19 protein-coding genes are annotated in these 25,970 nt (G+C 67.3%); 11 read left to right on the top strand and 8 right to left on the bottom strand.

What is annotated here, in order from left to right:
* The first annotated feature begins 198 nt into the window (after positions 1-198).
* Together mgtA and ABL838_RS22475 are read left to right on the top strand one after the other, a co-directional pair.
* Positions 199-2,964: a magnesium-translocating P-type ATPase gene (gene mgtA / locus ABL838_RS22470; protein WP_418121983.1), complete on the top strand. Its 2,766-nt coding sequence runs from the start codon at positions 199-201 to the stop codon at positions 2,962-2,964.
* A 96-nt stretch (positions 2,965-3,060) separates the two neighbouring features.
* Positions 3,061-3,777 carry an MgtC/SapB family protein gene (locus tag ABL838_RS22475; protein ID WP_126024302.1) on the top strand — a complete coding sequence of 239 codons (717 nt, stop codon included), beginning with the start codon at positions 3,061-3,063 and terminating at the stop codon, positions 3,775-3,777.
* 6 nt (positions 3,778-3,783) lie between these two features.
* On the opposite strand, the gene ABL838_RS22480 is transcribed toward ABL838_RS22475, so the two are convergent.
* Positions 3,784-5,226, bottom strand: coding sequence for an NAD-dependent succinate-semialdehyde dehydrogenase (locus ABL838_RS22480; protein ID WP_126024301.1), 1,443 nt, complete (start codon positions 5,224-5,226; stop codon positions 3,784-3,786).
* A 230-nt stretch (positions 5,227-5,456) separates the two neighbouring features.
* On the opposite strand from ABL838_RS22480, the gene ABL838_RS22485 reads away from it, so the two are divergent.
* Positions 5,457-6,044 carry a phospholipid scramblase-related protein gene (locus ABL838_RS22485; protein WP_418121984.1) on the top strand — a complete coding sequence of 196 codons (588 nt, stop codon included), beginning with the start codon at positions 5,457-5,459 and terminating at the stop codon, positions 6,042-6,044.
* Between the two features lie 27 nt (positions 6,045-6,071).
* Here ABL838_RS22485 and ABL838_RS22490 read toward each other — a convergent pair whose 3' ends face one another.
* The 3 genes from ABL838_RS22490 to xdhC form a co-directional block, all read right to left on the bottom strand.
* A complete protein-coding gene (locus ABL838_RS22490; RefSeq protein ID WP_418121985.1) occupies positions 6,072-7,415 on the bottom strand; it encodes a glycerate kinase type-2 family protein in 1,344 nt (447 codons plus the stop codon).
* 78 nt (positions 7,416-7,493) lie between these two features.
* On the bottom strand, positions 7,494-8,699 hold the full coding sequence (locus tag ABL838_RS22495) for a urate hydroxylase PuuD (RefSeq protein ID WP_418117405.1): 1,206 nt from the start codon (positions 8,697-8,699) through the stop codon (positions 7,494-7,496).
* Positions 8,700-8,918: 219 nt separating this feature from the next.
* Positions 8,919-9,728 carry a xanthine dehydrogenase accessory protein XdhC gene (gene xdhC, locus ABL838_RS22500; protein ID WP_418125895.1) on the bottom strand — a complete coding sequence of 270 codons (810 nt, stop codon included), beginning with the start codon at positions 9,726-9,728 and terminating at the stop codon, positions 8,919-8,921.
* 56 nt (positions 9,729-9,784) lie between these two features.
* Here xdhC and ABL838_RS22505 point away from each other — a divergent pair, with 56 nt between their 5' ends.
* Entirely contained in the window at positions 9,785-10,282 is a 498-nt protein-coding gene (locus ABL838_RS22505) for a hypothetical protein (protein ID WP_418121986.1), read from the top strand.
* A 9-nt stretch (positions 10,283-10,291) separates the two neighbouring features.
* Here ABL838_RS22505 and uraH read toward each other — a convergent pair whose 3' ends face one another.
* Positions 10,292-10,642, bottom strand: a complete 351-nt coding sequence (gene uraH / locus ABL838_RS22510; protein ID WP_184641509.1) for a hydroxyisourate hydrolase — start codon at positions 10,640-10,642, stop codon at positions 10,292-10,294.
* 94 nt (positions 10,643-10,736) lie between these two features.
* Between uraH and ABL838_RS22515 the strand changes: the two genes are divergently transcribed.
* From ABL838_RS22515 to ABL838_RS22530, 4 genes are read left to right on the top strand one after another with little or no spacing between them, the layout of a single operon-like run.
* Positions 10,737-11,411: a GntR family transcriptional regulator gene (locus tag ABL838_RS22515; protein WP_019655080.1), complete on the top strand. Its 675-nt coding sequence runs from the start codon at positions 10,737-10,739 to the stop codon at positions 11,409-11,411.
* Between the two features lie 8 nt (positions 11,412-11,419).
* The gene (puuE, locus tag ABL838_RS22520) at positions 11,420-12,382 is read left to right on the top strand and encodes an allantoinase PuuE (protein WP_126024296.1); all 963 of its coding nucleotides are present in this window, start codon (positions 11,420-11,422) and stop codon (positions 12,380-12,382) included.
* Positions 12,379-14,181, top strand: a complete 1,803-nt coding sequence (uraD, locus tag ABL838_RS22525) for a 2-oxo-4-hydroxy-4-carboxy-5-ureidoimidazoline decarboxylase (protein ID WP_418121987.1) — start codon at positions 12,379-12,381, stop codon at positions 14,179-14,181. The genes puuE and uraD overlap by 4 nt, the downstream gene beginning before the upstream one ends.
* 17 nt (positions 14,182-14,198) lie before the next feature.
* Complete coding sequence (locus ABL838_RS22530) at positions 14,199-15,425, top strand: M20 family metallopeptidase (RefSeq protein WP_126024294.1); 1,227 nt, start codon at positions 14,199-14,201, stop codon at positions 15,423-15,425.
* A 24-nt stretch (positions 15,426-15,449) separates the two neighbouring features.
* On the opposite strand, the gene ABL838_RS22535 is transcribed toward ABL838_RS22530, so the two are convergent.
* Complete coding sequence (locus tag ABL838_RS22535) at positions 15,450-17,480, bottom strand: putative bifunctional diguanylate cyclase/phosphodiesterase (RefSeq protein ID WP_418121988.1); 2,031 nt, start codon at positions 17,478-17,480, stop codon at positions 15,450-15,452.
* A gap of 164 nt (positions 17,481-17,644) precedes the next feature.
* Between ABL838_RS22535 and ABL838_RS22540 the strand changes: the two genes are divergently transcribed.
* Positions 17,645-19,363 (top strand): S-layer protein, encoded by a 1,719-nt coding sequence (locus ABL838_RS22540; RefSeq protein WP_418121989.1) that lies wholly within the window; start codon positions 17,645-17,647, stop codon positions 19,361-19,363.
* Positions 19,364-19,396: 33 nt separating this feature from the next.
* Here ABL838_RS22540 and ABL838_RS22545 read toward each other — a convergent pair whose 3' ends face one another.
* Complete coding sequence (locus ABL838_RS22545) at positions 19,397-20,146, bottom strand: TerC family protein (RefSeq protein WP_126024292.1); 750 nt, start codon at positions 20,144-20,146, stop codon at positions 19,397-19,399.
* 431 nt (positions 20,147-20,577) lie between these two features.
* On the opposite strand from ABL838_RS22545, the gene gspD reads away from it, so the two are divergent.
* A complete protein-coding gene (gene gspD / locus ABL838_RS22550) occupies positions 20,578-23,244 on the top strand; it encodes a type II secretion system secretin GspD (RefSeq protein ID WP_418121990.1) in 2,667 nt (888 codons plus the stop codon).
* 36 nt (positions 23,245-23,280) lie between these two features.
* Here gspD and ABL838_RS22555 read toward each other — a convergent pair whose 3' ends face one another.
* Positions 23,281-24,063 (bottom strand): winged helix-turn-helix domain-containing protein, encoded by a 783-nt coding sequence (locus tag ABL838_RS22555; RefSeq protein WP_418121991.1) that lies wholly within the window; start codon positions 24,061-24,063, stop codon positions 23,281-23,283.
* A 293-nt stretch (positions 24,064-24,356) separates the two neighbouring features.
* On the opposite strand from ABL838_RS22555, the gene ABL838_RS22560 reads away from it, so the two are divergent.
* The gene (locus tag ABL838_RS22560) at positions 24,357-25,703 is read left to right on the top strand and encodes a hypothetical protein (protein WP_418121993.1); all 1,347 of its coding nucleotides are present in this window, start codon (positions 24,357-24,359) and stop codon (positions 25,701-25,703) included.
* Positions 25,704-25,970: the final 267 nt, after the last annotated feature.

Here is a 25,970-nt window from a genome sequence, read left to right on the forward strand (position 1 = left end):
CAACCCGCAAGCAACCCAGGAGCACACCATGGACCCCGCCTCTTGTTGGCGCCATAGCGCGCCCCCTTCGCCAAGACCTATTCCAACAACGACGCGGCCCGCTGTCGCGCCTCGCAGAGGGTTGAGCCCGGCCGGCTGATCGATGCCGGGGTTCTCCTTCCGCGGGCGCCGGTGGCGGCCGCTCCGAAGGAGAACATCATGAAGAACGTACTCAAGTCCTTTTTCGAAAGCTTCCTGCGCAGCCGCCACATGCTGCACCACTTCGAGCGCTGGCAGACGCTGCTGGGTTCGAAGCCCGTCGGAACCGGCTCCATCAGCATGCCGCCCGACATCGCGAAGGCCCTGAACGCGGCCTCGCGCACCGATGCCGGCGAGATGCTGGTCAAGCTCGGCAGTTCGCCGCGCGGCCTCGGCGAAGGACACGCGCAGGTGCTGCGCAAGCGCCTGGGCAGCAACGAGGTGCGCCACGAGCAGCCGCTGCGCTGGTGGCAGCACCTGTGGCAGTGCTACCGCAACCCGTTCAACCTGCTGCTGACAGTGCTGGCGCTGGTCTCCTACGTCACCGAGGACATGAAGGCCACGCTCGTCATCGGCAGCATGGTGGTGCTGTCGACGGTGCTGCGCTTCCTGCAGGAGTCGCGCTCCAACAAAGCAGCCGACCGGCTCAAGGCGATGGTGAGCAACACCTCCACCGTGCTGCGCCCCGCCCCGGGCCACAAGGCGGGCGCGGCCGGCGACGAGGGCTTCGACACCACGCACGCCGGCACGGTGCGCGTCGAGGTGCCGATGCGCGACCTCGTGCCGGGCGAGGTGATCGCGCTTTCGGCCGGCGACATGATTCCGGCCGATTGCCGGCTGATCACGGCCAAGGACCTCTTCATCAGCCAGTCGGCGCTGACGGGCGAGGCGATGCCGGTCGAGAAGTTCGTGGTCGACCGTGGCGACCATGCGGCAGGCGTGCTGGAACGCGAGAACCTGCTCTTCATGGGCACCAACGTGATCAGCGGCACTGCCACCGCGGTGATCGTGCACACCGGCGACCGCACCTTCTTCGGCGCGCTGGCCCAGCGCGTGACGGCCGCCGACCGCGGCACCAGCGCCTTCCAGGCCGGCATCAACCGCGTGAGCTGGGTGCTGATCCGCTTCATGCTGGTGATGGCGCCGCTGGTGCTGGTGATCAACGGCGTGGCCAAGGGCGACTGGTGGGAGGCCGCGCTGTTCGCGCTGTCGATCGCGGTCGGCCTCACGCCCGAGATGCTGCCGATGATCGTGACCGCCACGCTGGCCAAGGGCGCGGTGGTGATGTCGCGCCAGAAGGTGATCGTCAAAAGGCTCGAAGCCATCCACAACTTTGGTGCGATGGACGTGCTGTGCACCGACAAGACCGGCACGCTGACGCAGGACCGCATCGTGCTCGAGCGCCACACCAACGCATGGGGCGAGCAGTCCGACCACGTGCTGCAGCTGGCCTACCTCAACAGCTTCCACCAGACGGGACTGAAGAACCTGCTCGACAAGGCCGTGCTGAGCCACGCCGAGATGCAGCTCGAAACCCGCCTGCAGACCGCCTACCGCAAGATCGACGAAGTGCCGTTTGACTTCTCGCGCCGCCGCATGTCGGTGGTGGTGGCCAACGGCGGCAGCGAGCACCTGCTGATCTGCAAGGGCGCGCTGGAAGAGATCCTCTCGGTGTGCACCTCGGTCGAACGCGGCGCGGAAGTACTGTCGCTCGACGCCGACGTGCTCGCGCGCATCCACAGCGTGGCCTCGGAGCTCAATGCCCAGGGCCTGCGCGTGGTGGCCGTGGCCAGCCGCTCGCTGAAGGTCGATGAGCAGAAGCCGGCCTACGGCGTGACTGACGAATCGGGGCTCACGCTGCTGGGCTACGTGGCTTTCCTCGATCCACCGAAGGAATCGACCGCGCCCGCGCTGCGCGCGCTGGCCGAGCACGGCGTGGCGGTGAAGGTGCTGACGGGCGACAACGAGCTGGTCACGCGCAAGGTCTGCGCCGACGTGGGCCTCGAAGTGGGCCGCATCGTTCTCGGCGCGGAGATCGAGGAGATGGTCGATGCCGACCTGAAGCTGGTCGTCGAAGCGCACCAGGTCTTCGCCAAGCTCACGCCCGCGCACAAGGAACGCATCGTGCACGCGCTGCATGCCAACGGGCACGTGGTGGGCTTCATGGGCGACGGCATCAACGACGCGCCCGCGCTGCGCGCCGCGGACATCGGCATCTCGGTGGACAGCGCGGTGGACGTGGCCAAGGAGTCGGCCGACATCATCCTGCTCGAGAAGAGCCTGATGGTGCTGGAGCAAGGCGTCATCCAGGGCCGCCGCACGTTCGCGAACATGCTCAAGTACATCAAGCTCACCGCGAGCTCGAACTTCGGCAACGTGTTCTCAGTGCTGGTGGCAAGCGCGTTCCTGCCCTTCCTACCGATGCTGCCCCTGCACCTGCTGGTGCAGAACCTGCTGTACGACGTGTCGCAGATCGCGATCCCGTTCGACAACGTGGACGACGAGTTCCTCAGGAGCCCGCAGCGCTGGAACCCGGCCGACCTGGGCCGATTCATGGTGTTCTTCGGCCCGCTGAGCTCGGTGTTCGACATCCTCACCTTCACGGTGATGTGGTTCGTCTTCGCAGCCAACTCGGTGGATCACCAGACGCTCTTCCAGTCGGGCTGGTTCGTCGAGGGCCTGCTGTCGCAGACGCTGATCGTGCACCTGATCCGCACCCGCAAGATCCCGTTCCTGCAAAGCCGCGCCGCATGGCCGCTGCTGATCATGGGCGCCGCCATCGCCGCCGTGGGCATCTGGCTGCCGATGGGGCCGCTGTCGCACTACTTCAAGCTGCAGGCCCTGCCGCTGGCGTACTTCCCGTGGCTGGCGGCGATGCTGCTGGGCTACGCGCTGCTGACGCAGGCGGTGAAGGGGTGGTATGCGCGCAGGTACGGGTGGCAGTGACTTCCCGTGGTCGTCCGGGCTGCATGACATGTTCATGACACCGGGCGGCTTCAAACTGCCGCACCAACATCAACAACAACAAGAGGGAATCCATCGATGCAAGCCATTCACAACATCAACCTGGCTTCGCTGCTCGACACCTTCATCAGCGTGGCCGCTGCGTTCATCCTCGGCTCGGTGATCGGCCTGGAGCGCCAGATACGGCAGCGCACGGCGGGCCTTCGCACCAACACGCTGGTGGCCGTGGGCGCGGCGGTGTTCGTCGACATGGCCTACCGGCTCGACGGCAGCGGCGGCGCCGTGCGCGTGGTGGCCTATGTGGTGTCGGGCATCGGCTTCCTGGGCGCGGGCGCGATCATGAAGGAAGGCGCCAACGTCACGGGGCTGAACACGGCGGCGACGCTGTGGGGATCGGCGGCAGTGGGCGCCTGCGCGGGCGCGGACCTGCTCGGCGAAGCACTCATTGCGGCGCTGTTCGTGCTGGCCAGCAACACGTTGCTGCGGCCGGTTGTGAACCGCATCAACCGCCAGCCGATCAGCGAGGAGAGCAGCGAAGCGACGTACGTGGTGCGCGTGATCTGCTCGCGCGCGGCGCGGCCCGACGTGCTCGACCATCTGCTGGTGCTGCTGGAGGCCGCGAACTACCCGGTGCGCGACGTCGACCAGCACCCCTTCGGGCCGGCCGACACCGAGATCGGTGCGACGCTCTACGCGACGGCGGTCGAGCCCGAGGAGCTCGACCGCGTCATCGAGGAACTGGAGGCACTCGACGGCGTGCAGCAGGCCTTCTGGAATGCCACCGCCGAAGAGTAAGGGGCGTCAGACGCCCAGGATCGAGACCGCCTTGGTGTTGAGGTAAGCCTCCAGCGCCTCTGGGCCGCCTTCCGAGCCGTAGCCCGAATCCTTCACGCCGCCGAAAGGCATTTCCGGCGAGGGCGTCGCGGGCTGGTTGATCCAGAGCATGCCCAGTTCGAGCTTCTGGCTCAGCAGGTGGGCGTTCTTGATCGACTTGGTGAAGGCGTAGCCGGCCAGGCCGAAAGGCAGGCGGTTCGCTTCGGCGATCGCTTCTTCCAGCGTGTCGAAGCCGCGGATGGCGGCGATGGGGCCGAAGGGTTCGTTGTTGAACACGTCGGCATCCAGCGGCACGTCGGTCAGCACGGTGGGCGCGAAGAAGTTGCCGGCATCGCCGACGCGCTCGCCGCCCGTCGCGACGGTGGCGCCCTTCTTGCGAGCATCTTCCAGCACGTAGGCCATGGCCGTGAGGCGGCGCGCATTGGCCAGCGGGCCGAGGTTGGTGCCTTCGGCAAGGCCGTCGCCGAGCTTCAGGCCTTCGGCGTGCTTGACCAGCAGGCTGGCGAACTCGTTGCGCAGGCTGTTGTGCACCAGGAAGCGGGTCGGCGAGATGCAGACCTGGCCCGCGTTGCGGAACTTGGCGGCACCGGCGGCCTTGACGGCCAGCGCCACGTCGGCGTCTTCGGCGACGATGACCGGGGCATGGCCGCCGAGCTCCATCGTCACGCGCTTCATGTGCTGGCCGGCCAGCGCGGCCAGTTGCTTGCCGACCGGGGTCGAGCCGGTGAAGGTAACCTTGCGGATGATCGGGTGGGCGATCAGGTAGTTCGAGATCTCGGCGGGGTTGCCGAACACCAGGCCGACCACGCCGGGCGGGATGCCCGCGTCGACGAAGGCGCGCAGCAGCGCGGCGGGCGACGCCGGGGTTTCCTCGGGCGCCTTCACCAGGAACGAGCAGCCGGTGGCCAGCGCCGCGCCAAGCTTGCGCACGATCTGGTTGATCGGGAAGTTCCAGGGCGTGAAGGCGGCGACGGGGCCCAGCGGCTCCTTCAGCACCAGTTGCTGCGCGGCCAGGTTGCGCGAGGGCACGATACGGCCGTAGACGCGGCGGCCTTCGTCGGCGAACCACTCGATGATGTCGGCGGCGGCCATCGTCTCGACCTTGGCCTCGCCCAGCGGCTTGCCCTGCTCCTGCGTGAGCAGCTTGGCGATTTCGAGGGAGCGTTCGCGGATCAGGCCCGCGGCGCGGCGCATGACGGCGGCGCGCTCGTTGGCGGGGGTGTTGCGCCAGGTTTCGAAGCCGCGCTGCGCCGCGGCGAGGGCGCGGTCCAGGTCGGCGATGCTGGCATGCGCCACCTTGCCGATGGCCTTGCCGGTGGCGGGATTCACGACGTCCAGCGTCTTGCCGCCGGTGGCGTCGACCCACTCGTTGTCGATCAGCAGGCGGGTGTCGGTGTAGGTGGCGGTCATGGCGAGCTATTCCTTCAGGACTGGATGATGAAAAGAAGAATGGGGAATTCTGGGTGTGCGGCGCGGCACCGGGGGTGGCGACGGCGGCGGCGGCCACGGGCCGCAGGGGGCATAGATTAACCCGAGTTCACAAACCTCGCCGGCTGGGCGGCCACCGGCGAGGGCCGGACCAGCCATGCGCGCCGAACATAATCGCCGCCCAACCAACACCAAGAGGGATCAGAGGAACCATGCACTCGGCACTGCGCAACAACCTGTTTTTCATCAAGGAGCACGTCGGCATCTTCAAGGCGGCCAACAACTACGACATCTTCGACCCGCACTCGCAGCAGAAGATTCTGGAATGCCGCGAGCCCGACCTGGGCTTCTTCAGCAAGCTGCTGCGCTTCACCGACTACAAGCGCTTCACGCCCTTCAACGTGGTGGTGTCGACGCCCGAGGGACAGAAGGTGCTGTCGGTCAGGCGAGGCGTTTCCATCTTCCTGTCGAAAGTGGAGGTGCTGGATGAGAACGACCGGCTGGTCGGCTCGTTCAAGCAGAAGCTCTTCTCCATCGGCGGCAAGTTCGATGTGCTCGACGCGCAGGAGCAGGTCGTCTGCACGCTCAGGGGCAAGTGGGCCAGCTGGGACTTCCGCTTCGTGCAGGGCAGCAGCGAGCTTGCCGCCGTGTCCAAGAAGTGGGCGGGGCTGGGCAAGGAGCTCTTCACCACCGCCGACAACTACATGCTTTCGATCGACCCGGGCGTGCCGGCCAGCGACGCCCGCCGCCTGCTGATCATGGCGGCCGTGATGTGCATCGACATGGTGCTGAAGGAGTAACGGGGAGCCGCTCCTTCAGCCGCCCGACTACAACACCAGCAGCGCGCGGAAGTCGTTGACGTTGGTGTTCGTGGGCCCGGTCACGAACAGGTCGCCGATGGCGTCGAAGTAGCCGTAGGCGTCGTTGCGGTCGAGGTGGTCGGACAGCTTCTTTCCGGCGGCCGTGGCGCGCGCCAGCGTATCCGGGGTGACGAAGGCGCCGGCGTTGTCTTCCACGCCGTCGATGCCATCGGTGTCGGCCGCCAACGCCCACACCTGCGGCTGGCCCATGAGTGCCCCGGCCAGTCCCATGCAGAACTCGCCGGCCCGCCCGCCCCTGCCCTTGGCCTGGCCCGGCTGGCGGGGACGGATCGTCACGGTGGTCTCGCCGCCCGAAAGAATGACGCAGGGCCGCGCGAAAGGCTCGCCGCGGTGCGCCACGGCGCGCGCGAGCGCGGCATGCACCTTACCGACTTCGCGCGACTCGCCTTCCATCTCGTCGCTGAGGATGTGCGCCTCCATGCCGGCCTCGCGCGCCGCCCGCGCCGCCGCTTCGAGCGACTGCTGGGGCGTGGCGATCATGTGCGTCTCGTGGCCCTTGAACACGGCGTCGTCCGGCTTGGGCGTCTCGAGTTCGCCGCTCTCGAGGCGCGCACGCACCGGCGCGGGCACCTCGATGCCGTAGCGGTCGAGGATGGCCAGCGCGTCGGCGCAGGTGGTGGCGTCCGGCACGGTCGGGCCGCTGGCGATGACGGCCGGATCGTCGCCGGGCACGTCGCTGATGGTCAGCGTCACCACGCGGGCCGGCGCGCATGCCGCCGCCAGCCGGCCGCCCTTGATGCGCGACAGGTGCTTGCGCACGCAGTTCATCTCGCCGATGCCGGCACCGCTTTCGAGCAGCTGCTTGTTGATGCGCTGCTTGTCGGCCAGCGTCAGCCCTTCGGCGGGCAGCACCAGCAGCGACGAGCCGCCGCCGGAAATCAGGCACAGCACGAGGTCGTCTGCCGTGAGGCCCTTCGTCAGCGCGAGGATGCGCTCGGCCGCCTGCTGGCCCGCCGCGTCGGGCACGGGGTGCGCGGCCTCGACGATCTCGATGCGCTGCGGCAGCCCTTCCGGGCGCGGCGGAATGTGGTCGTAGCGCGTGACGACCAGCCCCGACAGCGGCGCGTCGGCCGGCCACAGGGCCTCCAGCGCGTGCACCATCGAGCCGCCGGCCTTGCCGGCGCCCAGCACCAGCGTCCGGCCCTTGGGTGGCGGCGGCAGGTGGGCGCCCAGCGTGGACAGCGGCAGCGCGCGGTCCACCGCCACGCGGTAGAGATGTTCGAGGAAGGCGCGCGGGGCTTCGCGCGGATCGGGGGCGGGGCCGAAGGCCGGGGTCGATGCGGTCGTCATTGCTGCTTTGTCTCCAATCCGGCGATTGTGCTGCGGACCGCGACCGGCCCCGCTTGCCGCCGGTCAACTTCTGTCTGACTAGTTGGTCTTTGCGCCTGCCTGGAACCAGCGGCCGACCAGGGCCCGCTCTTCGTCGGTGATGCCCGTGGCGTTGTTCATCGGCATGATCTTGGTGACCACCACCTGCTGGTAGATGGCCTGGGCGTGGGCCGCCACCTGCTCGGGCGAATCGACGCGCACGTTCTTCATCTGCACGGCAGGGCCGTGGCACATGAAGCAGCGCTGCTCGAGCACCTTCTGCACGTCCTTGAACTGCACGGCCGGAGCGGCGGCAGCCACCGCGGGCGCGGCGACCTGCTCTGGCTTCATCCACACGATCGTCAGGCCCAGCACCACGATGCCGACCAGCGCATAGGGCAGCGGATTGCCCGCGTTGCCCAGCTTGAAGCGGTGCCGCACCACGAAGAACTGGCGGATGGCCGCGCCGCCGAGCATGATCAGCAGCAGCACGATCCAGTTGTACTTGTGCGTGTAGGCGAAGCTGTAGTGGTTGCTCAGCATCGCGAACAGCACCGGCAGCGTGAAGTAGGTGTTGTGCACGCTGCGCTGCTTGCCGCGCTGGCCGTGCACCGGGTCCACCGGCCTGCCTTCGCGCAGCGCCGCCACGTTCTTGCGCTGGCCGGGGATGATCCAGAAGAACACGTTGCCGCTCATGGTCGTGGCCATCATGGCGCCCACCAGCAGGAAGGCCGCGCGACCCGCGAACCACTGGCAGGCCAGCCAGGTCGCGAAGGCGATGAAGACGGCGATCAGCACGCCGACGATGGTGTCGCCGTGCTTGCGGCGTCCGAAGATCTGGCAGATGCCGTCGTAGACCATCCAGAACACGACGAAGAATGCCAGCGCCACGGCGATGGCGGCGCCGGGCTGCCAGTCCATCTTCGACTTGTCGATGAGGTAGGTGCTCGCGTTCCACAGGTACGACATGGTGAACAGCGAGAAACCCGTGATCCAGGTGGAATAGCTCTCCCAGTAAGACCAGTGCAGGTGGTCCGGCAGCTTCTTGGGCGCCAGCGCGTACTTCTGCATGTTGTAGAAGCCGCCGCCGTGCACGGCCCATTGCTCGCCGCCCACGCCCTTGTCGAGCGATTCCTGGTCCTGCGGCTTCTCGAGGCTGTTGTCCAGCATCACGAAGTAGAAGGAGGCGCCGATCCAGGCGATGGCGGTGATGACGTGGACCCAGCGCAGCAGCAGGTTGGCCCAGTCGAGGTAGTAGCTTTCCATATGCTTCTCTCTCAACCCGATTGGCGCGTGAGGACGCCAGGAAAGGGTTTCAGCCTGCTCACCACCGCGGGCGCTGTAAGCAGAGAAAGTGCCGCGAACGCAGGCTCCATGGGCAGATGGGCCTCGCTCCGCTGCGGCTTGTTGTGGACCGAAAGTGTATACAGTTTTGGCAAGGGAGGGTGCGGTTTTTTTGGGATGCGACCGCCGGGAAAACCCTGTTCAGCCCAGCGATTGCAACAACTGTGCCGCCACCGCCACCGCGATGACCTCGGGCTCCTTGCCCGTGATGCCGGGCACGCCGATCGGGCAGGTGACGCGGGCCAGTTCGTCGGCCGTGAAGCCGCGCGCCTCCAGCCGGTGGCTGAAGGTGGCCCATTTGGTCTTGCTGCCGATCAGGCCGATGTAGGGCAAGTCGTCACGCTCGCGCAGGCGCTTGAGGCAGGCGATGACGATGTCCAGGTCTTCGGCATGGCTGAAGCTCATGATGAGCACGCGGCTGCCCGGCGCGAGCGCGGCCACGGCGTCCTGCACCGGCTCGGAATGCTCGGTGTCGATCTGCGCGGGCAACTCTTCGGGGAAGACGCCGTCGCGGCTGTCGATCCAGCGCACCGAGAACGGCAGCGTCGACAGCAGTCGGGCCAGCGCCGCGCCCACGTGCCCGCCGCCGAAAAGGGCCACCGGCTCGAGCTGAGCGAGCAGGTCCTGCTGCAGCCTCGGCGCATCGGCGGAGGTGATGCGTTCGTAGGAGAGGAACATCACCCCGCCGCAGCACTGCCCCAGGCTGGGTCCTAGCGGATAGCGCTGGATGCCGTCGAAGGGCTTGCGCGTGCCTGCCAGCAGCTCGCGCGCTTCCTTGGTCGCCTGGAACTCCAGCTGCCCGCCGCCGATGGTGGCGGTCAGGCCGTCGGCCCACACGGCCATCCAGGTCCCGGCCTCGCGCGGCGCCGAGCCCTGTGTGGACTCGACGCGCACCAGCACCGCGTCTTCATGGCGCAGGCGCGCCAGCAATTGATCGACCGCACCGCTCATCGTCATCGATACCTTCGGTTGCCGGGCGCGCGACGACTCACGGTATAAACCCGGCCATGAATCGCCAGCTTACGCCTCGCCGCCTCGCACTTGCAGCTTCTGTTGTTTCGGCCCTCTGGCTTGCCGGCTGCGGCTCCACCGGGTCGGTGCCCGGCCAGCTGAGCGGGGCCAGCGGCGATGTCGGGGCCGGGCCGGTGCCGTCCGCATCCAGTGCTTCTTCCGCACGCGCCTATCGCCGCGATGCCGCGCGCCATGTCTATGAAGCCAACCGCTCGCGCATCTACAAGGGCCAGCTGCCGCCGGTGCTGTACGCGGTCGGCACGCTCGAGGTGAACATCGACGCTGGCGGCAAGGTGCGTTCGATGCACTGGCTGCGCGCGCCCAAGCATGCGCCCGAAGTGATTGCCGAGATCGAGCGCACGGTGCTGAAGGCGTCGCCCTTCCCTTCGGCAACGCGCCTGGGCTCCGTCACCTGGACGGACACCTGGCTGTGGGACGAGAGCGGACGCTTCCAACTCGACACCCTGACCGAAGGCCAGCAACAAGGCGACTGAAGCCCCGGCTCAGGAGCCGCGGTAGGTGGAGTAGCTCCACGGGCTCACGAGCAGCGGCACGTGGTAGTGCTGGTCGGTGTGGGCCACGCCGAAGTCCAGCGAGACCTTGTTCAGGAAGTTCGGCTCCGGCAGCTTGACGCCGAGGGCCTTGAAGTAGCCGGCCACGTCGAACACCAGGCGATAGGTGCCGACCTTCAGCGAATTGTTGTCGTAGAGAGGCCCGTCGCTGCGGCCGTCCGAATTCAGCGTGAAGCGCTTCACCAAGGTGGCGACGTCGCCGTCGGTGGTGTACAGCGCAACCTCCATGCCGGCCGCGGGGCCGCCGTGCATCGTGTCCAGTACGTGAGTGCTCAGGCCCATGGGGCGCTCCTTGAAAATCCGAAAAGCTCGGATCGGTGGGTGCGGGAAATTCCGGTGGACAAAAGTGTATACAGTTACCGGCTTTGGGTCTATCATGAAAAACATGGAGTCCTCCACCACCCGTTCGATCGTCGATGCCCTCACAAAGGCCATCGTCGAGCACCGGCTTCAGCCCGGCACCAAGCTGGCTGAGCAGAAGCTGGCCGATCACTTCGGCGTCTCGCGCACGCTGGTGCGCCAAGCGCTGTTCCAGCTGTCGCAGAACAAGCTCATCCGGCTGGAGCCCGCGCGCGGCGCCTTCGTGGCCGCGCCCGCAGTCGACGAGGCCAAGCAGGTGTTCGCGGTGCGCCGCATGCTCGAGGCCGAGATGACGCGCGAGTTCGTGCGCACCGTCACCCCGGCCAAGATCAAGGCGCTGAAGGAGCACGTGGCGCTCGAGAAGTCCGCCGTGTCGGGCGAAGACGTCTCCGGCCGCACCGAGCTGCTGGGCGACTTCCACGTGCGCATGGCCGAGCTCATGGGCAACCAGGTGCTGGCGCAGATCCTGGGCGAGCTCATCTCGCGCTGCGCCCTCATCACGCTGATGTACCAGAGCGCCAGCGCGGCCGAGCACTCCAACGACGAGCACGCCGACATCGTGAAGGCGCTGGCCGCGCGCGACGAGGAGCGCGCCGTGCGCCTCATGACCGAACACCTCGAGCACGTCGAGGCCAACCTCACCTTCGACCGCAAGGTGCCGACCAACGACATCTCGCTGGCGTTGTCCTGATCCACACAATGACTGTCTACGACTCCACCCTGCCCTATCCGCGCGACCTGATCGGCTACGGCCGCAACCCGCCCCATGCGCAATGGCCGAACGGCGCGCGCGTCGCCGTGCAGTTCGTGCTGAACTACGAGGAAGGCGGCGAGAACGCCACGCTGCACGGCGACGCGGGCTCCGAGCAGTTCCTCTCGGAGATGTTCAACCCGGCGAGCTTTCCCGACCGGCACATCAGCATGGAAGGCATCTACGAGTACGGCTCGCGTGCCGGCGTATGGCGCATCCTGCGCGAGTTCGAGAAGCGCGGGTTGCCGCTCACCGTGTTCGGCGTGGGCATGGCGCTGCAGCGCTATCCGGAGCTGACCGCCGCTTTCAAGGAACTGGGCCACGAGATCGCCTGCCACGGCTGGCGCTGGATCCATTACCAGAACATCGACGAGGCCACCGAGCGCGAACACATGCGCCTGGGCATGGAAGCCATCGAGAAGCTCACCGGCGAGCGCGCCGTGGGCTGGTACACCGGCCGCGACAGCCCCCGCACGCGCCGCCTCGTGGCCGACTACGGCGGCTTCGAATACGACAGCGACTACTACGGCGACGACCTGCCCTTCTGGATGAAGGTGCAGAAGACCGACGGCACCGTCGTGCCGCAGCTCATCGTGCCCTACACGCTCGACTGCAACGACATGCGCTTCGCGCTGCCGCAGGGCTACTCGCACGCCGACCCGTTCTTCCAGTACATGAAGGACAGCTTCGACGCGCTCTATGCCGAAGGCGACCCGAACGGCGACGACAGCCCGAAGATGATGAGCATCGGCATGCATTGCCGCCTGCTCGGCCGGCCCGGGCGCATCACCGCGCTGCAGCGCTTCCTCGACCACATCGCCAAGCACGACAAGGTGTGGGTCTGCCGCCGCGTGGACATCGCGCGCCACTGGAAGCAGGCGCATCCCTTTGAAGCCGGAGCCGCATCATGAGCCTCACCATCGCCCAACTCAACGCCGCGGCGCCGGCCGAAGCCGTCGCGCTGCTCGACGGCATCTACGAGCACTCGCCGTGGATCGCCGAGCGCGCCCTCGCCGCGCGCCCCTTCCGCTCGCTCGCGCACCTCAAGCATGCGCTGGTGCAGGCGCTGGCCGCTTCGTCGGCCGATGAGCAGATCGGCCTGATCCGCGCCCACCCCGAGCTCGCCGGCAAGGCCATGGTCAGCAAGACGCTGACAGCCGAATCGACCAACGAGCAGAGCAAGGCCGGCCTGACCGACTGCACGCCCGAGGAGTTCGCGAAGATCCAGCAGCTCAACGCCGACTACAACGCCAAGTTCGGATTTCCCTTCATCCTAGCGGTGCGCGGCCCGCGCGGCACCGGGCTGGCCAAGCGCGAGATCATCGAGACCTTCGCTCGCCGGCTGCACAACCACCCCGGCTTCGAACTCGGCGAGGCGCTGCGCAACATCCATCGCATCGCCGAGATCCGCCTCGACGACAAGTTCGCCGCCGACATCACGCTCGGCAACGACGTGTGGGACTGGCAGGAGCAGCTCTCGGTGCACACCGACCCCGGCTATGCCGAGAAGGGCCAGCTCACCGTCACCTACCTGACCGACGCGCACCGCGCCTGCGCCGCGCAGATCAGTGCGCTGATGCGCGACGTGGGCTTCGACTCGGTGCACATCGACGCCGTGGGCAACGTGGTCGGCCGCTATGAAGCCGCAGGCTTCGTCGAAGGTTCTGGCGCCACGCCCGACGCAAAGACCCTGCTGACCGGCTCGCACTACGACACCGTGCGCAACGGAGGCAAGTACGACGGCCGCCTCGGCATCTTCGTGCCGATGGCCTGCGTGCGCGAGCTCAAGCGCCAGAACAGGCGCCTGCCCTTCGCCTTCGAGGTGGTGGGCTTCGCCGAGGAGGAAGGCCAGCGCTACAAGGCGACCTTCCTTGGCTCGGGCGCGCTCATCGGCCACTTCGACCAGCGCTGGCTCGACCAGAAGGACGTCGACGGCATCACCATGCGCGAGGCCATGCAGCACGCGGGACTGAAGCAGGAAGACATTCCGAAGATCCAGCGCGACCCGGCCCGCTACCTCGGCTTCGTCGAAGTGCATATCGAGCAGGGCCCGGTGCTCACCGAGCTCGACCTGCCGCTGGGCATCGTCACCTCCATCAACGGCAGCGTTCGCTACGTGGGCGAGGTGATCGGCATGGCCAGCCACGCCGGCACCACGCCCATGGACCGCCGCCGCGACGCGGCCGCGGCCGTGGCCGAGCTGATCCTCTACACCGAGCAGCGCGCCGCGAAGGACGGCGACTCGGTCGGCACCGTCGGCATGCTCGAAGTGCCCAGCGGTTCCATCAACGTGGTGCCGGGGCGCTGCAAGTTCAGCCTCGACCTGCGCGCGCCCAACAACGCGCAGCGCGACGCGCTGGCCAACGACGTGGTCGCGGCGCTGAAGGACATCTGCGAGCGCCGCGGCGTTCGCTACGAGCTTGAGGAAACCATGCGCGCGGCCGCCGCGCCCAGCGCGCCCGCCTGGCAGCAACGCTGGGAAAAGGCCGTCGACGCGCTGGGTATTCCGCTCTTTCGCATGCCCAGCGGCGCCGGCCACGACGCCATGAAGCTGCACGAGGTGATGCCGCAGGCGATGCTGTTCGTGCGCGGCATCAACTCGGGCATCAGCCACAACCCGCTCGAATCGAGCACCAACGACGACATCCAGCTCGCCGTGGAGGCCTTCCAGCTCCTGCTGGACAACCTGGCGACCGAACAAGCCCACTGAAACACAGAAAAAACGCCATGACCGACTACGCCAAGCTCGACGCCTGGATCGACGCCCACTTCGACGAGGAAGTGAAGTTCCTGCAGCAACTGGTGCAGGTGCCCACCGACACGCCGCCGGGCAACAACGCGCCGCACGCCGAGCGCACCGCCGAGCTGCTGAACGACTTCGGCCTCACGGCCGAGAAGCACGCCGTGCCCGCGCAGGAAGTGAAGGACTACGGCCTCGAATCGATCACCAACCTGATCGTGCGCCGCAAGTACGGCGACGGCGGCCGCACGGTGGCGCTGAACGCGCACGGCGACGTGGTGCCGCCCGGCGAAGGCTGGACGCACGACCCGTACGGCGGCGAGATCGTCGACGGCAGCCTCTACGGCCGCGCCGCCGCCGTGAGCAAGAGCGACTTCGCCAGCTTCACCTTCGCGCTGCGCGCCCTCGAGGCGGTGGCCAAGCCGGCCAAGGGCAGCATCGAGCTGCACTTCACCTACGACGAGGAGTTCGGCGGCATCCTGGGCCCGGGCTGGCTGCTCGAAAAGGGGCTGACCAAGCCCGACCTGATGATCGCGGCCGGCTTCAGCTACGAAGTGGTCACGGCGCACAACGGCTGCCTGCAGATGGAGGTGACGGTGCACGGCAAGATGGCGCACGCCGCCGTGCCGGCCACCGGCATCGACGCGCTGCAGGGCGCCACGAAGATCCTGAACGCGCTCTATGCACAGAACACCCTCTACAAGCAGGTCACGTCGAAGGTCGAGGGCATCACGCACCCGTATCTGAACGTCGGCCGCATCGAGGGCGGCACCAACACCAACGTGGTTCCGGGCAAGGTGGTGTTCAAGCTCGACCGCCGCATGATCCCCGAGGAGAACCCGGTCGAGGTCGAAGCCACCATCCGCAAGGTGATCGCCGACGCGGCCGCCGAGAGTGAAGGCATCACCGTCGAGATCAAGCGCCTGCTGCTGGCCAACTCGATGAAGCCCCTGGCGGGCAACAAGCCGCTGGTCGACGCGATCCAGAAGCATGGCGGCGAGCTGTTCGGCGAGCCGATCAAGGCCATGGGCACCCCGCTCTATACCGACGTGCGCCTGTACGTGGAAGCCGGTATTCCCGGCGTGATCTACGGCGCCGGCCCGCGCACCGTGCTCGAATCGCACGCCAAGCGCAGCGACGAGCGCGTGGTGCTGGAGGACCTGCGCCGCGCGACCAAGGTGATCGCGCGCACGCTCAGCGACCTGCTGGCGTAATCAAACGGGTCGGGCGGGGGCAGCTCAGCCTGCCCTGGCGGGCGCAGGCGCCGAGCGCGCGGCGGCCCACGCCATCACCTCGGGCAGCGGCGCGGGCCGCGCGAGGTGATAGCCCTGCACCAGTCCACACCCCAGGTTGCGCAGCACGTCGAGCTCGGCCTGCGTCTCCACACCCTCGGCCACCACCTGCACGCCCAGCGAGTGGCCGAGCTGCACGATGGCATCCACCAGCACCTCGTTGCTCGGCGAGGACGACAGGTCGAGGATGAAGCTGCGGTCGATCTTCACCTGCCGCACATATTCGCTGCGCAGCGAGGCCAGCGACGAGTAACCCACCCCGAAGTCGTCGACCACGATCGCCACGCCCGCGGCCGAGAGCGCGTTCAGCCGGCCGCGCGTGGCGTGGGTGTCGAGCGCCACCTCCTCCGTGATCTCGATCTGCAGCCGCCGCGGCGCGATGCCGCGCAGCTTCAGCATGCCGAGCACGATGTCGTCCACCGCCAGCTGTGCCATTTCGCGCGGCGAGACGTTGACGGCCACCGGCACGGCCGCGAGGCTCGAGCCGGCGGCCTCCATCTGGCGCATGCCCCGGCAGACCTCGTCGACCAGGTGCCGCAGCAGCGGCTCGGCCACGCCGGTGCTCGCGGCCGCGTAGATCACGTCCTCCGGGGCGATGTGGCCGTGGCGGGGGTGGTTCCAGCGCATCAGCGCCTCCAGGCTGTGGACCTCGCTGCCGTCGCTGCTCATGATCGGCTGGTACCACACGCCGATGCCGCGCGATTCGATGGCCTGCAGCAGGTCGCGCTCCACGTCGCGGCGCGTGGCCAGGCGCTGGTTGAGCGCGCTGTCGAAGACCTGGTAGCGGTTACGTCCGGTGCGCTTGGCCTCGTGCAGGGCCTCGTCGGCGAAGCTGATCATGTCGGCCACCTCGGCTTCGCCCGAGAGCGAAATGCCGATGCTCACGCCCAGGTGGCCACCGTAGTGCGCCGTGGCGAAGGAAATGGAGCGGATCAGCGCCTGCGCGATCTCGGGCGGCGCCTGGCGTTCATTGCGCAGGCAGTAGAGCAAGGCGAACTCGTCACCGCCCCAACGGCCGAGCACGGCCTGCATCTCGGCAGTTTCGCGCTGCAGCCAGTGGGCCACGTCCTGCAGGACGCGGTCGCCCACCTTGTGGCCGAAGGCGTCGTTCACCGCCTTGAAGCCGTCGAGGTCCAGCAGCAGCAGGGCATGCTGGCGGCCATCGTGCGCGGCGAGGTGCAGCGTGGCCGCGTCGGTGAAGCCTTCGCGGTTGAGCAGGCCGGTGAGCGAGTCGTGCGAGGCGCGGAAGGCCAGTTGCTGCGTCGCGTCGAGCGACTGCGCGTGCGCCTTGCGCAGCTGCACCGCCATCGCGGTGGCCTCGTTGCGGATGCGGCTGCTTGCGCGGAAATTCCTGTCGCTGTGCACCGCGCCACGCACGAGCGCCGCCAGGTACAGCAGCACCATCGCCGCCAGGCTCAGGTTGTCGAAGCCGCCCGCATAGGCCAGGCAGCCGGCCACCGACAGCAGCGCCGGCACGATGAAGCTGATAGGCACGAATGCATAAGCGATGCCGTAGGTAACCGCCCCTGCGCAGATACCGCACACCACCGTCAGGTAGAACACCGCCTGCGGCGAGGAGTACCCGTCGCACAACAGCGGGATGAGCGCCCACACGCAGCCCGACACCGCCGCCATGGCCGCCGCGACCCGCAGATGCCACTCGACCGGGCGGGCATCCGGCGAGGTCGCGATGCCGTTCTCGGGCACGATGCCCGGCCAGGGCGCGAAGGGCCAGCGGCAGATGTAGCTGCGGATGCCGTTCACCATGAGCGACAGCAGCAGCCAGCAAAGACCTTCGAAGGCGCGGCCGGCGTTCAGGGCGACCAGCGCCGCGACGCAGCTCAGCACCACGTTGATGGGGATGGCCGAGAGCACGCTGCGGCGCACCGCCACCATCTGGTCGGTGCGCACCATGCGCGACAGCACCTCTTCGTCGACGGACGCGGTGAGCGGTGAGGAAGGCGCGCTGGAATTCATGAGCCGCACAGTTTATAGAGCGCAGGGCACATAAGCGCCCCAGTGGTGCGTGGCGACAACGAACTTTCGTTCAACTTTCATCGGGACGTCATCGCGACCTCCGAGACTCGCGGCTTTTCTCGAAGACGCGCACTTCAGGTGCGCGTCTCCTTTTCCAGCCTGCCATGTTCAATCTTCCGATCTCCCTCCCGACCGCCCTGCCCGCCCTGCCGTTCCGCCGCACCCTGTTCTCCACGCTCGCCGTCGGCACCCTGATGCTCACCGGCTGCGGTGGCGGAGGCGGCTCCAGCGGCCCGGCCTTCCTCCCCGCCGCCCCCGGCACTCCGACCGCCGTTGCGCCGGCACCCGCACCCGCCCCGGCACAGCCGCCGGCTCCCGGCCCGGCGGGCCGATGGACTGTCGGCGACCTGCACATCCACACGATGCAGTCGGACGACACCCAGCAGATCTCCACGCTCGACCAGGTGCTGGCCAAGGCCTTCGACCAGTTCGGGCTCGACTGGGCGGCAATCTCCGATCACCTGCGCCTGTCTTCCTACGACAACAACGGCAACAAGCTGGCCGCGCAGATTCCGTTCTCCGAAGGCATGGCCAAGTACCAGGTGCCGCGCATCAAGGCGCTGCAGGCCGGCGGCAAGTACGCCGACAAGACCATCTTCGCGGCCTTCGAATGGGACATGCCCTCGCACGACCACGGCAACGTGGGCATCCTGACCGACAACCCGATGTCGGACGCCGCGCTCAAGGCCGTGAGCCAGTTCGAGTATCTCTTCACCAACCGCGATCCGGCGCTCTTCCCGGCCGCCGACGTGGCCGCCTGGGGCCCCAAGGCCGGCACCGGCTACAACACGCACGCCGAGACCATGGCGGCGATCGCCTGGCTCAAGAAGAACTACCCCGAAACCAGCTACCTGCAGATCAACCACCCGTCGCGCAACCCCGGCAAGTACACGATCGCGCAGCTGCGCGAGATGAACGACCTGGCGCCGAACATCGTCTTCTCGCTCGAAGGCATGGTCGGCAACCAGATGGAGCCCGACCGCGGCGGCTACAACAGCGCCTACATCGATGCCAACCTGCCTTCGCGCACCTATGGCGGCGTCGACTACCTCGTCGCCAAGCTCGGCGGCACCTGGGACGCGCTGCTCTCCGAAGGCCGCCGCATCTGGAACGTGGCCGACTCCGACTACCACTTCACCATCTCGCAGGGCCAGTACAGCAGCGGCTACGCGCCTGGCGAGTACGCGAAGAACCATCTGTTCGGCAACATCAAGGATCCGAAGTCGCTGCTCACGGCCATGCGCTCGGGCAAGCTCTTCGCGGTGAACGGCGGCCTGATCGATGCGCTCGACTTCAAGGTCCAGAGCGCCAAGACGGCCGGCGAGATGGGCTCCGAAGTGGCGGCAAAGGCCGGTGAAGACCTGACGATCACCATCCGCTTCAAGAGCCCCGAGCGCAACAACTTCGAGTACCAGCTCGGCAGCGGCCGTTTCGCCAACGTGAAGCCGGTGGTCGACCACATCGACCTGATCGCGGGCGACGTGACCGGCCCCGAACTGCCGGGCACACCGGGCTACTCGCGCGACACCAACCCGTCGACGCGCGTGCTCAAGCGCTTCACGCGCGCCGACTGGAAGCTCGATGCCGACGGCTACTTCGCCGTGAGCTACACGGTGAAGGCCGGCAACAACCAGTACTTCCGCCTGCGCGGCACCAACCTGGGTACCGACGTGCCCAACGAAACGGCCGGCGGCGAGCCGCTCTTCGACGCGCAGACCACGGGCACCGACAACGTGGCCCGCTTCAACGCGATCAACGTGCGCAACTACAGCGACCTCTGGTTCTATTCGAACCCGGTGTTCGTGAAGGTCGCCGCGCAATAGCCGGGCGGCCGAACGCCGCGCAGCCCCCCCGGCTCAATCGCCGGGCATGCGCGGCGGGTTCAGTTCGACGCGCCGGGCGGCCTTGGTGCGCATGCGGATGTTGAGCATCTCCACGATCAGCGAGAACGCCATCGCGAAGTACACATAGCCCTTGGGCACGTGATGGTCGAAGCCCTCGGCCACGAGCACCACGCCCACGACCACCAGGAAGGACAGCGCCAGCATCTTGATGGTCGGATGGGCCGAGACGAAGCGGCCGATGGGGCCGGCGAACAGCATCATCAGCAGCACTGAGGCGATCACTGCGGCGATCATCACGCGCACGTCGTCCACCATGCCGACGGCGGTGATGATGGAATCGAGCGAGAACACCAGGTCGATGATCATGATCTGCAGGATCACCGAGGCGAAGGTCGCCTTGACGGCACTCTGCTTGTGCTCATGCTCGCCTTCGAGCGACTGGTGGACCTCGCTCGTGCTCTTCCAGATCAGGAAAAGCCCGCCCAGGATGAGGATCAGGTCGCGCCCCGAGATCTCCTGGTTGAACACGGTGAACAGCGGCGCCACCAGGCCGACGATCCAGGCGAGCACCAGCAGCAGCCCGATGCGCATGAACATGGCCATGAAAAGGCCGATGCGCCGCGCGAACTCCCGCTGGGCCAGGGGCAGCTTGTCGACCAGGATCGAGATGAAGATGATGTTGTCGATCCCCAGGACCAGCTCCAGGGCGGTCAGAGTGGCGAAGGCGATCCAGACCTGAGGGTCGGTAAGAAGTTCGAGCATGGAACGACGCGGTTGCAGCACGCGCGGCCGGCGGCCGCTGCGGGCGAGCGCATCTTACGGGTCCCCGCGCGCCAGGCGCCAGCGTCCCCTCGCCTCATGGGCCATTACATTGCCGGCCATCCCGGCCCGGGCGCTGGCCGATTGCTTGCAAAAATGAGGTTCTCAATCTCATTTCGACGGCTAGTGGAATGAAGGCAGATCGGCGAGCATCCGTGCCCGGAAGTACCGGACAGCGCATCCGTCTTCCGGCATAGCCCCAAGCAGCAACGATGTGGATCGGTGCGGAAACTCAAACCATCGTTGTCGGCCCTGATGCCGTTTTGCCTCGCGATTCGAACATGCACGAAGAACCCGCCCGCGTCATACCAGGGCGGACGAGCCTTGCAGCTGCGAAGTACCTCTGCGACCCCAGGTTGCGCGGGCACTGACGCATGAGGGCGTCACCCAACGGCCCGCGCGGCGTTCGCGCCGCATGGTTCGGCTTGCTGATTTGCGGCGCACTGGGCGCGGCCCATGCGCAGAACACCGTCAAGGCGGTATCGGGCTACGTGCAGCATGGAACCGCGGTCGTCCAGATCGACCTGGCGCAGCCGCTCGATGAGCTGCCCGGCGGATTCGCCATACAGAACCCACCGCGCATCGCGCTCGACTTTCCCGGGGTTGCCAGCGAAGTCGGCCGCGCGGCCGTCGAAGTGAACCAGGCCAACCTGCGTTCGATCAATGTCGTGCAGGCAGGAGAGCGCAGCCGGGTCGTGCTGAACCTGTGGCAGCCCGCTTCATACAAGACCGAGATACAGGGCAGTTCGCTCAAGGTCACACTGCTGTCCGCCGGCGCTGCCGCCTCCCCGACGCAGGCTCGCACGCCCGCAGGCGCCAAGGCGGCGCCCGCCGGCGGCGAGCCCATCACCCTGAACTTCTTCAACGCAGACATCGAGGCGGTGGCCCGCACCATGGCGGTGGTCACCGGCCGCGACGTGGTGATCGACCCGAGGGTGAAGGGCACGATGAACCTCGCCACCGAACGCGCGATCCCTCCGGCCGCGGCCTTCGACCAGTTCGCCCTTGCGCTGCGGCTGCGAGGCTTCGCCCTGGTGGAAGCCGAGGGGCTCTACAAGGTGGTGCCCGAGGCCAGCGCCAAGCTGCAAAGCGGTAGCGTCAACACCTCGATCGGCGCCATCCCGCCGAACGCCGGCAACCAGGTCGTCACGCAGATATTCAGGCTCAACTACGAGTCGCCGAACAACCTGCTGCCGGTGCTGCGTCCGCTGATCGCGCCGAACAACAGCATCAACGTGAACCCGGGCACCAACTCGCTCGTGATCACGGACTACGCGGACAACATGCGCCGGCTCGCGCGCGTCATCGCGTCGCTGGATGTTCCAAACGCATCCGACGTCGAGATCATCCAGCTGCGGTACGCACTCGCCGCCGACATCGTGCCGATGCTGCAGCGGCTGATCGACGGCGGCAGCTCGGGTGCATCGGGCGGGCCGGCCATTTCCGGCATGTCGAGCATGCCAGGGTCACCGGATGCGATGCCTGTCGTGAACGCAGCGGACACATCGTTCCGCACCACCCTGATGGCCGATCCGCGCAGCAACTCGGTGCTCGTGCGGGCGGCCAACCCGGCGCGCATGCAGCTCGTGCGCGCGCTGATCGACAAACTCGACCGCGCGCCGGCGGACACCGGCAACGGCGCCGCCGGCAACATCTACGTGGTCTACCTGAAGAATGCGGATGCGGTGCGGCTCGCCGCTACGCTGCGTGCCGCGATGGCGGCGGGCCAGCAGAACGCGTCCCAGGCTGCAGGCGGCGGCTCGCCCCAGCAAGGACAGCAAGCCTCGCCGGTGGGCCTGAACGGCGGCGGCCAGGGCAGCGCTTCGAGCGCCGCCGACGCGCCCCTGAACAACGCGAACCAGCCCTCCACCGGCGGCCAGATCCAGGCCGACCCGTCCACCAACTCGCTCATCATCACCGCCCCCGAGCCGCAATACAGGCAGATGCGCGCGGTGATCGACAGGCTCGACGGCCGGCGCGCGCAGGTGATGATCGAAGCGCTGATCGTCGAGGTGAACGCCAGCAAGGCCGCGAGCTTCGGCGTGCAGTGGCAGAGCGCGCTGGGCCGCAACGCGGTCATCGGCACCAACTCCAGCCTCAACAGGAACAACATCCTCGCGCTCACCCAGGCACTGGCCACACGCAATGCCGCCGGCGTGGCGGGCCAGATCGCGCCGGGGCTGAACATCGGCGTGGGCGGCAGGATCGGCGGCCAGTACGTGCTGGGCGCCATCGCCAACTTCTTCAGCAGCGACGGCGATGCCAACATCCTCTCCACGCCCAACCTGCTGACGCTGGACAACGAGGAGGCCCGTATCGTCATCGGCCAGAACGTGCCCTTCGTCACGGGACAGTACGCGAGCGCGGCCGGCTCGGCCGGCGTCAATCCGTTCACCACCGTGGAGCGCAAGGACGTGGGCCTCACGCTGCGCGTGCGCCCGACCATCAACGAGAACGGCACGGTGAAGCTCACCATCTTCCAGGAAGCCTCGACGGTCGACCAGAACACGGTCAACAACCAGAACGGGCCGACCACCAACAAGCGCTCCATCGAGTCGAACGTGCTGGTGGAAGACGGGGGCCTGGTCATGCTCGGGGGCCTGCTTTCCGACACCTACAACAACACCATCGAGAAGGTACCGCTGGCCGCAGACGTGCCGGTGGTGGGAAACCTGTTCAAGAACGAGAACCGGACGCGCACCAAGAGCAACCTGATGATGTTCCTGCGTCCCGCCGTGATGCGCGATGCGGACGCCATCGAGTCCTTCTCCTATGGCCGCTACGACGAGATCCGCGGCATGCAGCAGCGCACGCAGCCGGACACCGGCAACCTCATGCTGCGCGCCGTGGATGCGGCGCCGCTGCTGCCGGCAACACCGCCGTTACCTGCGCAGGGACGAAACGGCAGCACCCGCATGGAAGGCACCGAACTCATCCCTCCACCGCGCGCCGCCACGGACGACCGCAAGCTCGCGCCGAGCCCGTTGCGCGGCGCGCTGCCGCCGACGGCAGACCCTGTGAGTGCGCGCGAGCTGCCGTAGGACGGACGGCAGGGCTGCTGCCTGCCGATCGTCGGCTCAGGAGCCGGATCTGAGTTCGAGCACGTAGCCCTTGCCTCGCACCGTGTGCAGCAGCTTCACGTCGAAGGGCGCATCGACCTTGTTGCGCAGGCGCAGTATGGCCACGTTGATCGCATTGGTGGCGGGATCGAACTCCGTGCCCCAGACTTCGCGGGCGAGCGTTTCGCGCGACATCACGCGCCCCTGATTGCGAAGCAGCGCAAGCAACAGCACGAACTCCATCCTGGTCAGCCCGAGGTCCTTGCCGTCGCGGGAGCACGTCGCATCTCGCTCGTTGATTTCCAGATCATCCAGCCAAAGTATCGGCTGAGGACGTGCAACGCTGTTGCGCGCCAATGCCCTGATGCGCGCCAGCAGCTGGGGCATCGTGAAAGGCTTGACCAGGTAGTCGCTCGCGCCAAGTTCCAGCCCTGCCAGGCGCAAGGCGACGCTGTCGCGCTCGGTAAGAACAAGCAGCGGCGCATTCGTCTTTCGCCGGATTGATCGCACGGCACTGAGTCCTGCGGCGCCGAGTTGCATGGAGTTCAGCAGAACCAGTGAATAGTCCCGTGCGAGCGCGGGAGTCTCCATCGCATTGGTGCCGCGTGCCTTATCGATCAGCAGCCCCCGCTGCTGCAACGCTTCATTCATCGAATCGCAAAAGCTGGAGCGATGATCGACGAGCAATATCCGGGTGGCATCGATATCTTCGGCAGGCCCCTTAACTCGACCTTTCGAAGCCCCGGGGAATGAACCACCCGATTCGTTCTCGAGCGAAAGTTGGGAATCCAGCAGCCGCACAGTTTCTCCTTCCAAGGCGCCAAGATGGAACTACCGTGCCGTTATATGTTTGCTGCAAATCATTGATCTAATTCATTACTTAGGAAGATGACTGGTCTTTTCATCTTCCTGCTTGTGGAGCGTTCGATTTCTTCCTCGTCGAGGGGATCCAGGCTGAGCGCAGCCTGACACGGATCGACTTGACAGTGGAAATATCGTTACCGCATGAAATTCATTCCGGCGCTGTCATCGGCGGTTCTCGAGAGCCCGTTGGGTCGTTCCCTGTGCCACGTGCACATCACCGGGAATATCGAATGAGAAAAGCATCTTCTCTGCCCGCCTTTCAACTCGCCGGAATTCTGATGGTGAGCCTGATCGCAGGCTGTGTCGTTCAACCACCGGCCACGGCAGTCCGCACCGTCGTTCAGCCCGCACAGGTCGCCGTCGCCGCGCCACCGGTCGTGAGCGTGTACGTCGATCCGCCGCTGTATCAGCCTCCTGCCATCGCGGTGGCATGGGCTCCGCCGCCGATGCTCGTGGAAGTGCCACCGCCCTCGCCATTCGTGGGCGCCGTGTGGACCGGCGGCTACTGGACATGGCACGGCAACTGGGTGTGGGCCGCGGGCCGCTGGTCCGCGCCTCCACAGCCGGGCTATGCATGGGTGCAACCCTATTACGAGCATCGCGACAACGTGGTGGTCTTCGTCGCCGGCCATTGGTCGCCGCCGGGCGTTGCATTCGTGCCGCCGCCGTTGGGCCTGAGCCTCGCGGTGTCGATCGCGGCGGCCGGCGTGGTGGCGGGGATCGCTCCGATCGGGCCGCCTGGCGTGTTCGTTCCCGCGCCTCCCGGTTCGCGGCTCGGCCTGATCGTGCCCGCGCCGATCGGTACGCCGCCGGCGGTGGTCGTCAGTGCGCCGCCCGTCACCAACGTCGGCATGCGCGTGCAGAACACCACGATCAACAACGTGACGAACAACACGACCGTCAACAACATCACCAACGTCACGAACATCGCCAACAACAACCAGACAGTGAAAGTGGTGGCGCCAGCCAGCGCGACTGCGAGTGGGCGGCCGTTCGAAGCTGCGATACCGGCAAGCGCCCACCTTGCCGCCGCGCTCCCGCCCGTCGTGCATTCGATGGCGCCCGTTCCGGCGAACCCGAAGCCGATCGCCGCGCTGCCGGCGGACCGCCAGCCGCCACCCGTGGCGCGGCCGGCGGAGGCTGTGCGCCCTACGGCTCCCGGCACTCCTGCCGCACAGCAGACTGCCGCGGTTCGCCCGCCTTCGCAGCCGCCCTCCGCGCCTCGGGCACGCCCCGAGCCGCTCGTGTCCGAAGCGCCCGCCAGGAGGCCCGAGGCAGCGATGGCCTCGCCGACACCGGCGCAGGCTCACGCGGAGATGTCCCAGCAACCGAAGCCGGCCGCCGTGGAGCCGCAGGCCCGTATGGCGCCCGGGGAAGATCCTCGAATGGCGCATGAAGGGCGTCCGGCAATCGCCGCGCGCGAGGGAGCCGAGCAGAAGATCCAGCGTCCGCCAAGACCCGCGCCGGCTCCTGTACCGAGGCCGCGCCCGCCCGCGCCGCCACATGGGCACCCCGAGCATCCCCCGGCTCCCCACGAACGCAGCGCTCCCCCGCACAAGAAAGAGCACGGCCAGTAAGGTCGTCGCCCGCCTCACGCCGCCGCATCGGGCGATACCGGCCGCGTAGCGGTGCACCTCACGGGTGCACCGCTACGCGGCCGCGCCCCGTTCCGAGGCATCCGGCCCGGTCCGCACCCGACGCCAACGCAAGACCTCAGGGATTACACCGATATATGAGTTCTCCAATGAGCTTGATTGCGCCCATTTTTTGTATACAAATAACGCATCCGAAAAACCGGCGCGAAATTTGCGTCAAAAACAGGTCCTGATCCACCCACTCGCACG

It is taken from the genome of Variovorax sp. 160MFSha2.1, from assembly GCF_048305075.1.
In the GTDB taxonomy this organism is placed as follows: domain Bacteria; phylum Pseudomonadota; class Gammaproteobacteria; order Burkholderiales; family Burkholderiaceae_C; genus Variovorax; species Variovorax guangxiensis.

Coding starts and splice junctions, on each gene's coding strand:
- ABL838_RS22535 (WP_418121988.1), bottom strand. CDS start 17,480: ATGAATTCCAGCGCGCCTTCCTCACCGCTCACCGCGTCCGTCGACGAA.
- ABL838_RS22475 (WP_126024302.1), top strand. CDS start 3,061: ATGCAAGCCATTCACAACATCAACCTGGCTTCGCTGCTCGACACCTTC.
- ABL838_RS22505 (WP_418121986.1), top strand. CDS start 9,785: ATGAATCGCCAGCTTACGCCTCGCCGCCTCGCACTTGCAGCTTCTGTT.
- ABL838_RS22485 (WP_418121984.1), top strand. CDS start 5,457: ATGCACTCGGCACTGCGCAACAACCTGTTTTTCATCAAGGAGCACGTC.
- gspD (WP_418121990.1), top strand. CDS start 20,578: ATGAGGGCGTCACCCAACGGCCCGCGCGGCGTTCGCGCCGCATGGTTC.
- ABL838_RS22530 (WP_126024294.1), top strand. CDS start 14,199: ATGACCGACTACGCCAAGCTCGACGCCTGGATCGACGCCCACTTCGAC.
- puuE (WP_126024296.1), top strand. CDS start 11,420: ATGACTGTCTACGACTCCACCCTGCCCTATCCGCGCGACCTGATCGGC.
- ABL838_RS22545 (WP_126024292.1), bottom strand. CDS start 20,146: ATGCTCGAACTTCTTACCGACCCTCAGGTCTGGATCGCCTTCGCCACT.
- ABL838_RS22495 (WP_418117405.1), bottom strand. CDS start 8,699: ATGGAAAGCTACTACCTCGACTGGGCCAACCTGCTGCTGCGCTGGGTC.
- ABL838_RS22560 (WP_418121993.1), top strand. CDS start 24,357: ATGAGAAAAGCATCTTCTCTGCCCGCCTTTCAACTCGCCGGAATTCTG.
- ABL838_RS22490 (WP_418121985.1), bottom strand. CDS start 7,415: ATGACGACCGCATCGACCCCGGCCTTCGGCCCCGCCCCCGATCCGCGC.
- uraH (WP_184641509.1), bottom strand. CDS start 10,642: ATGGGCCTGAGCACTCACGTACTGGACACGATGCACGGCGGCCCCGCG.
- ABL838_RS22515 (WP_019655080.1), top strand. CDS start 10,737: ATGAAAAACATGGAGTCCTCCACCACCCGTTCGATCGTCGATGCCCTC.
- ABL838_RS22540 (WP_418121989.1), top strand. CDS start 17,645: ATGTTCAATCTTCCGATCTCCCTCCCGACCGCCCTGCCCGCCCTGCCG.
- ABL838_RS22480 (WP_126024301.1), bottom strand. CDS start 5,226: ATGACCGCCACCTACACCGACACCCGCCTGCTGATCGACAACGAGTGG.
- uraD (WP_418121987.1), top strand. CDS start 12,379: ATGAGCCTCACCATCGCCCAACTCAACGCCGCGGCGCCGGCCGAAGCC.
- xdhC (WP_418125895.1), bottom strand. CDS start 9,728: ATGAGCGGTGCGGTCGATCAATTGCTGGCGCGCCTGCGCCATGAAGAC.
- mgtA (WP_418121983.1), top strand. CDS start 199: ATGAAGAACGTACTCAAGTCCTTTTTCGAAAGCTTCCTGCGCAGCCGC.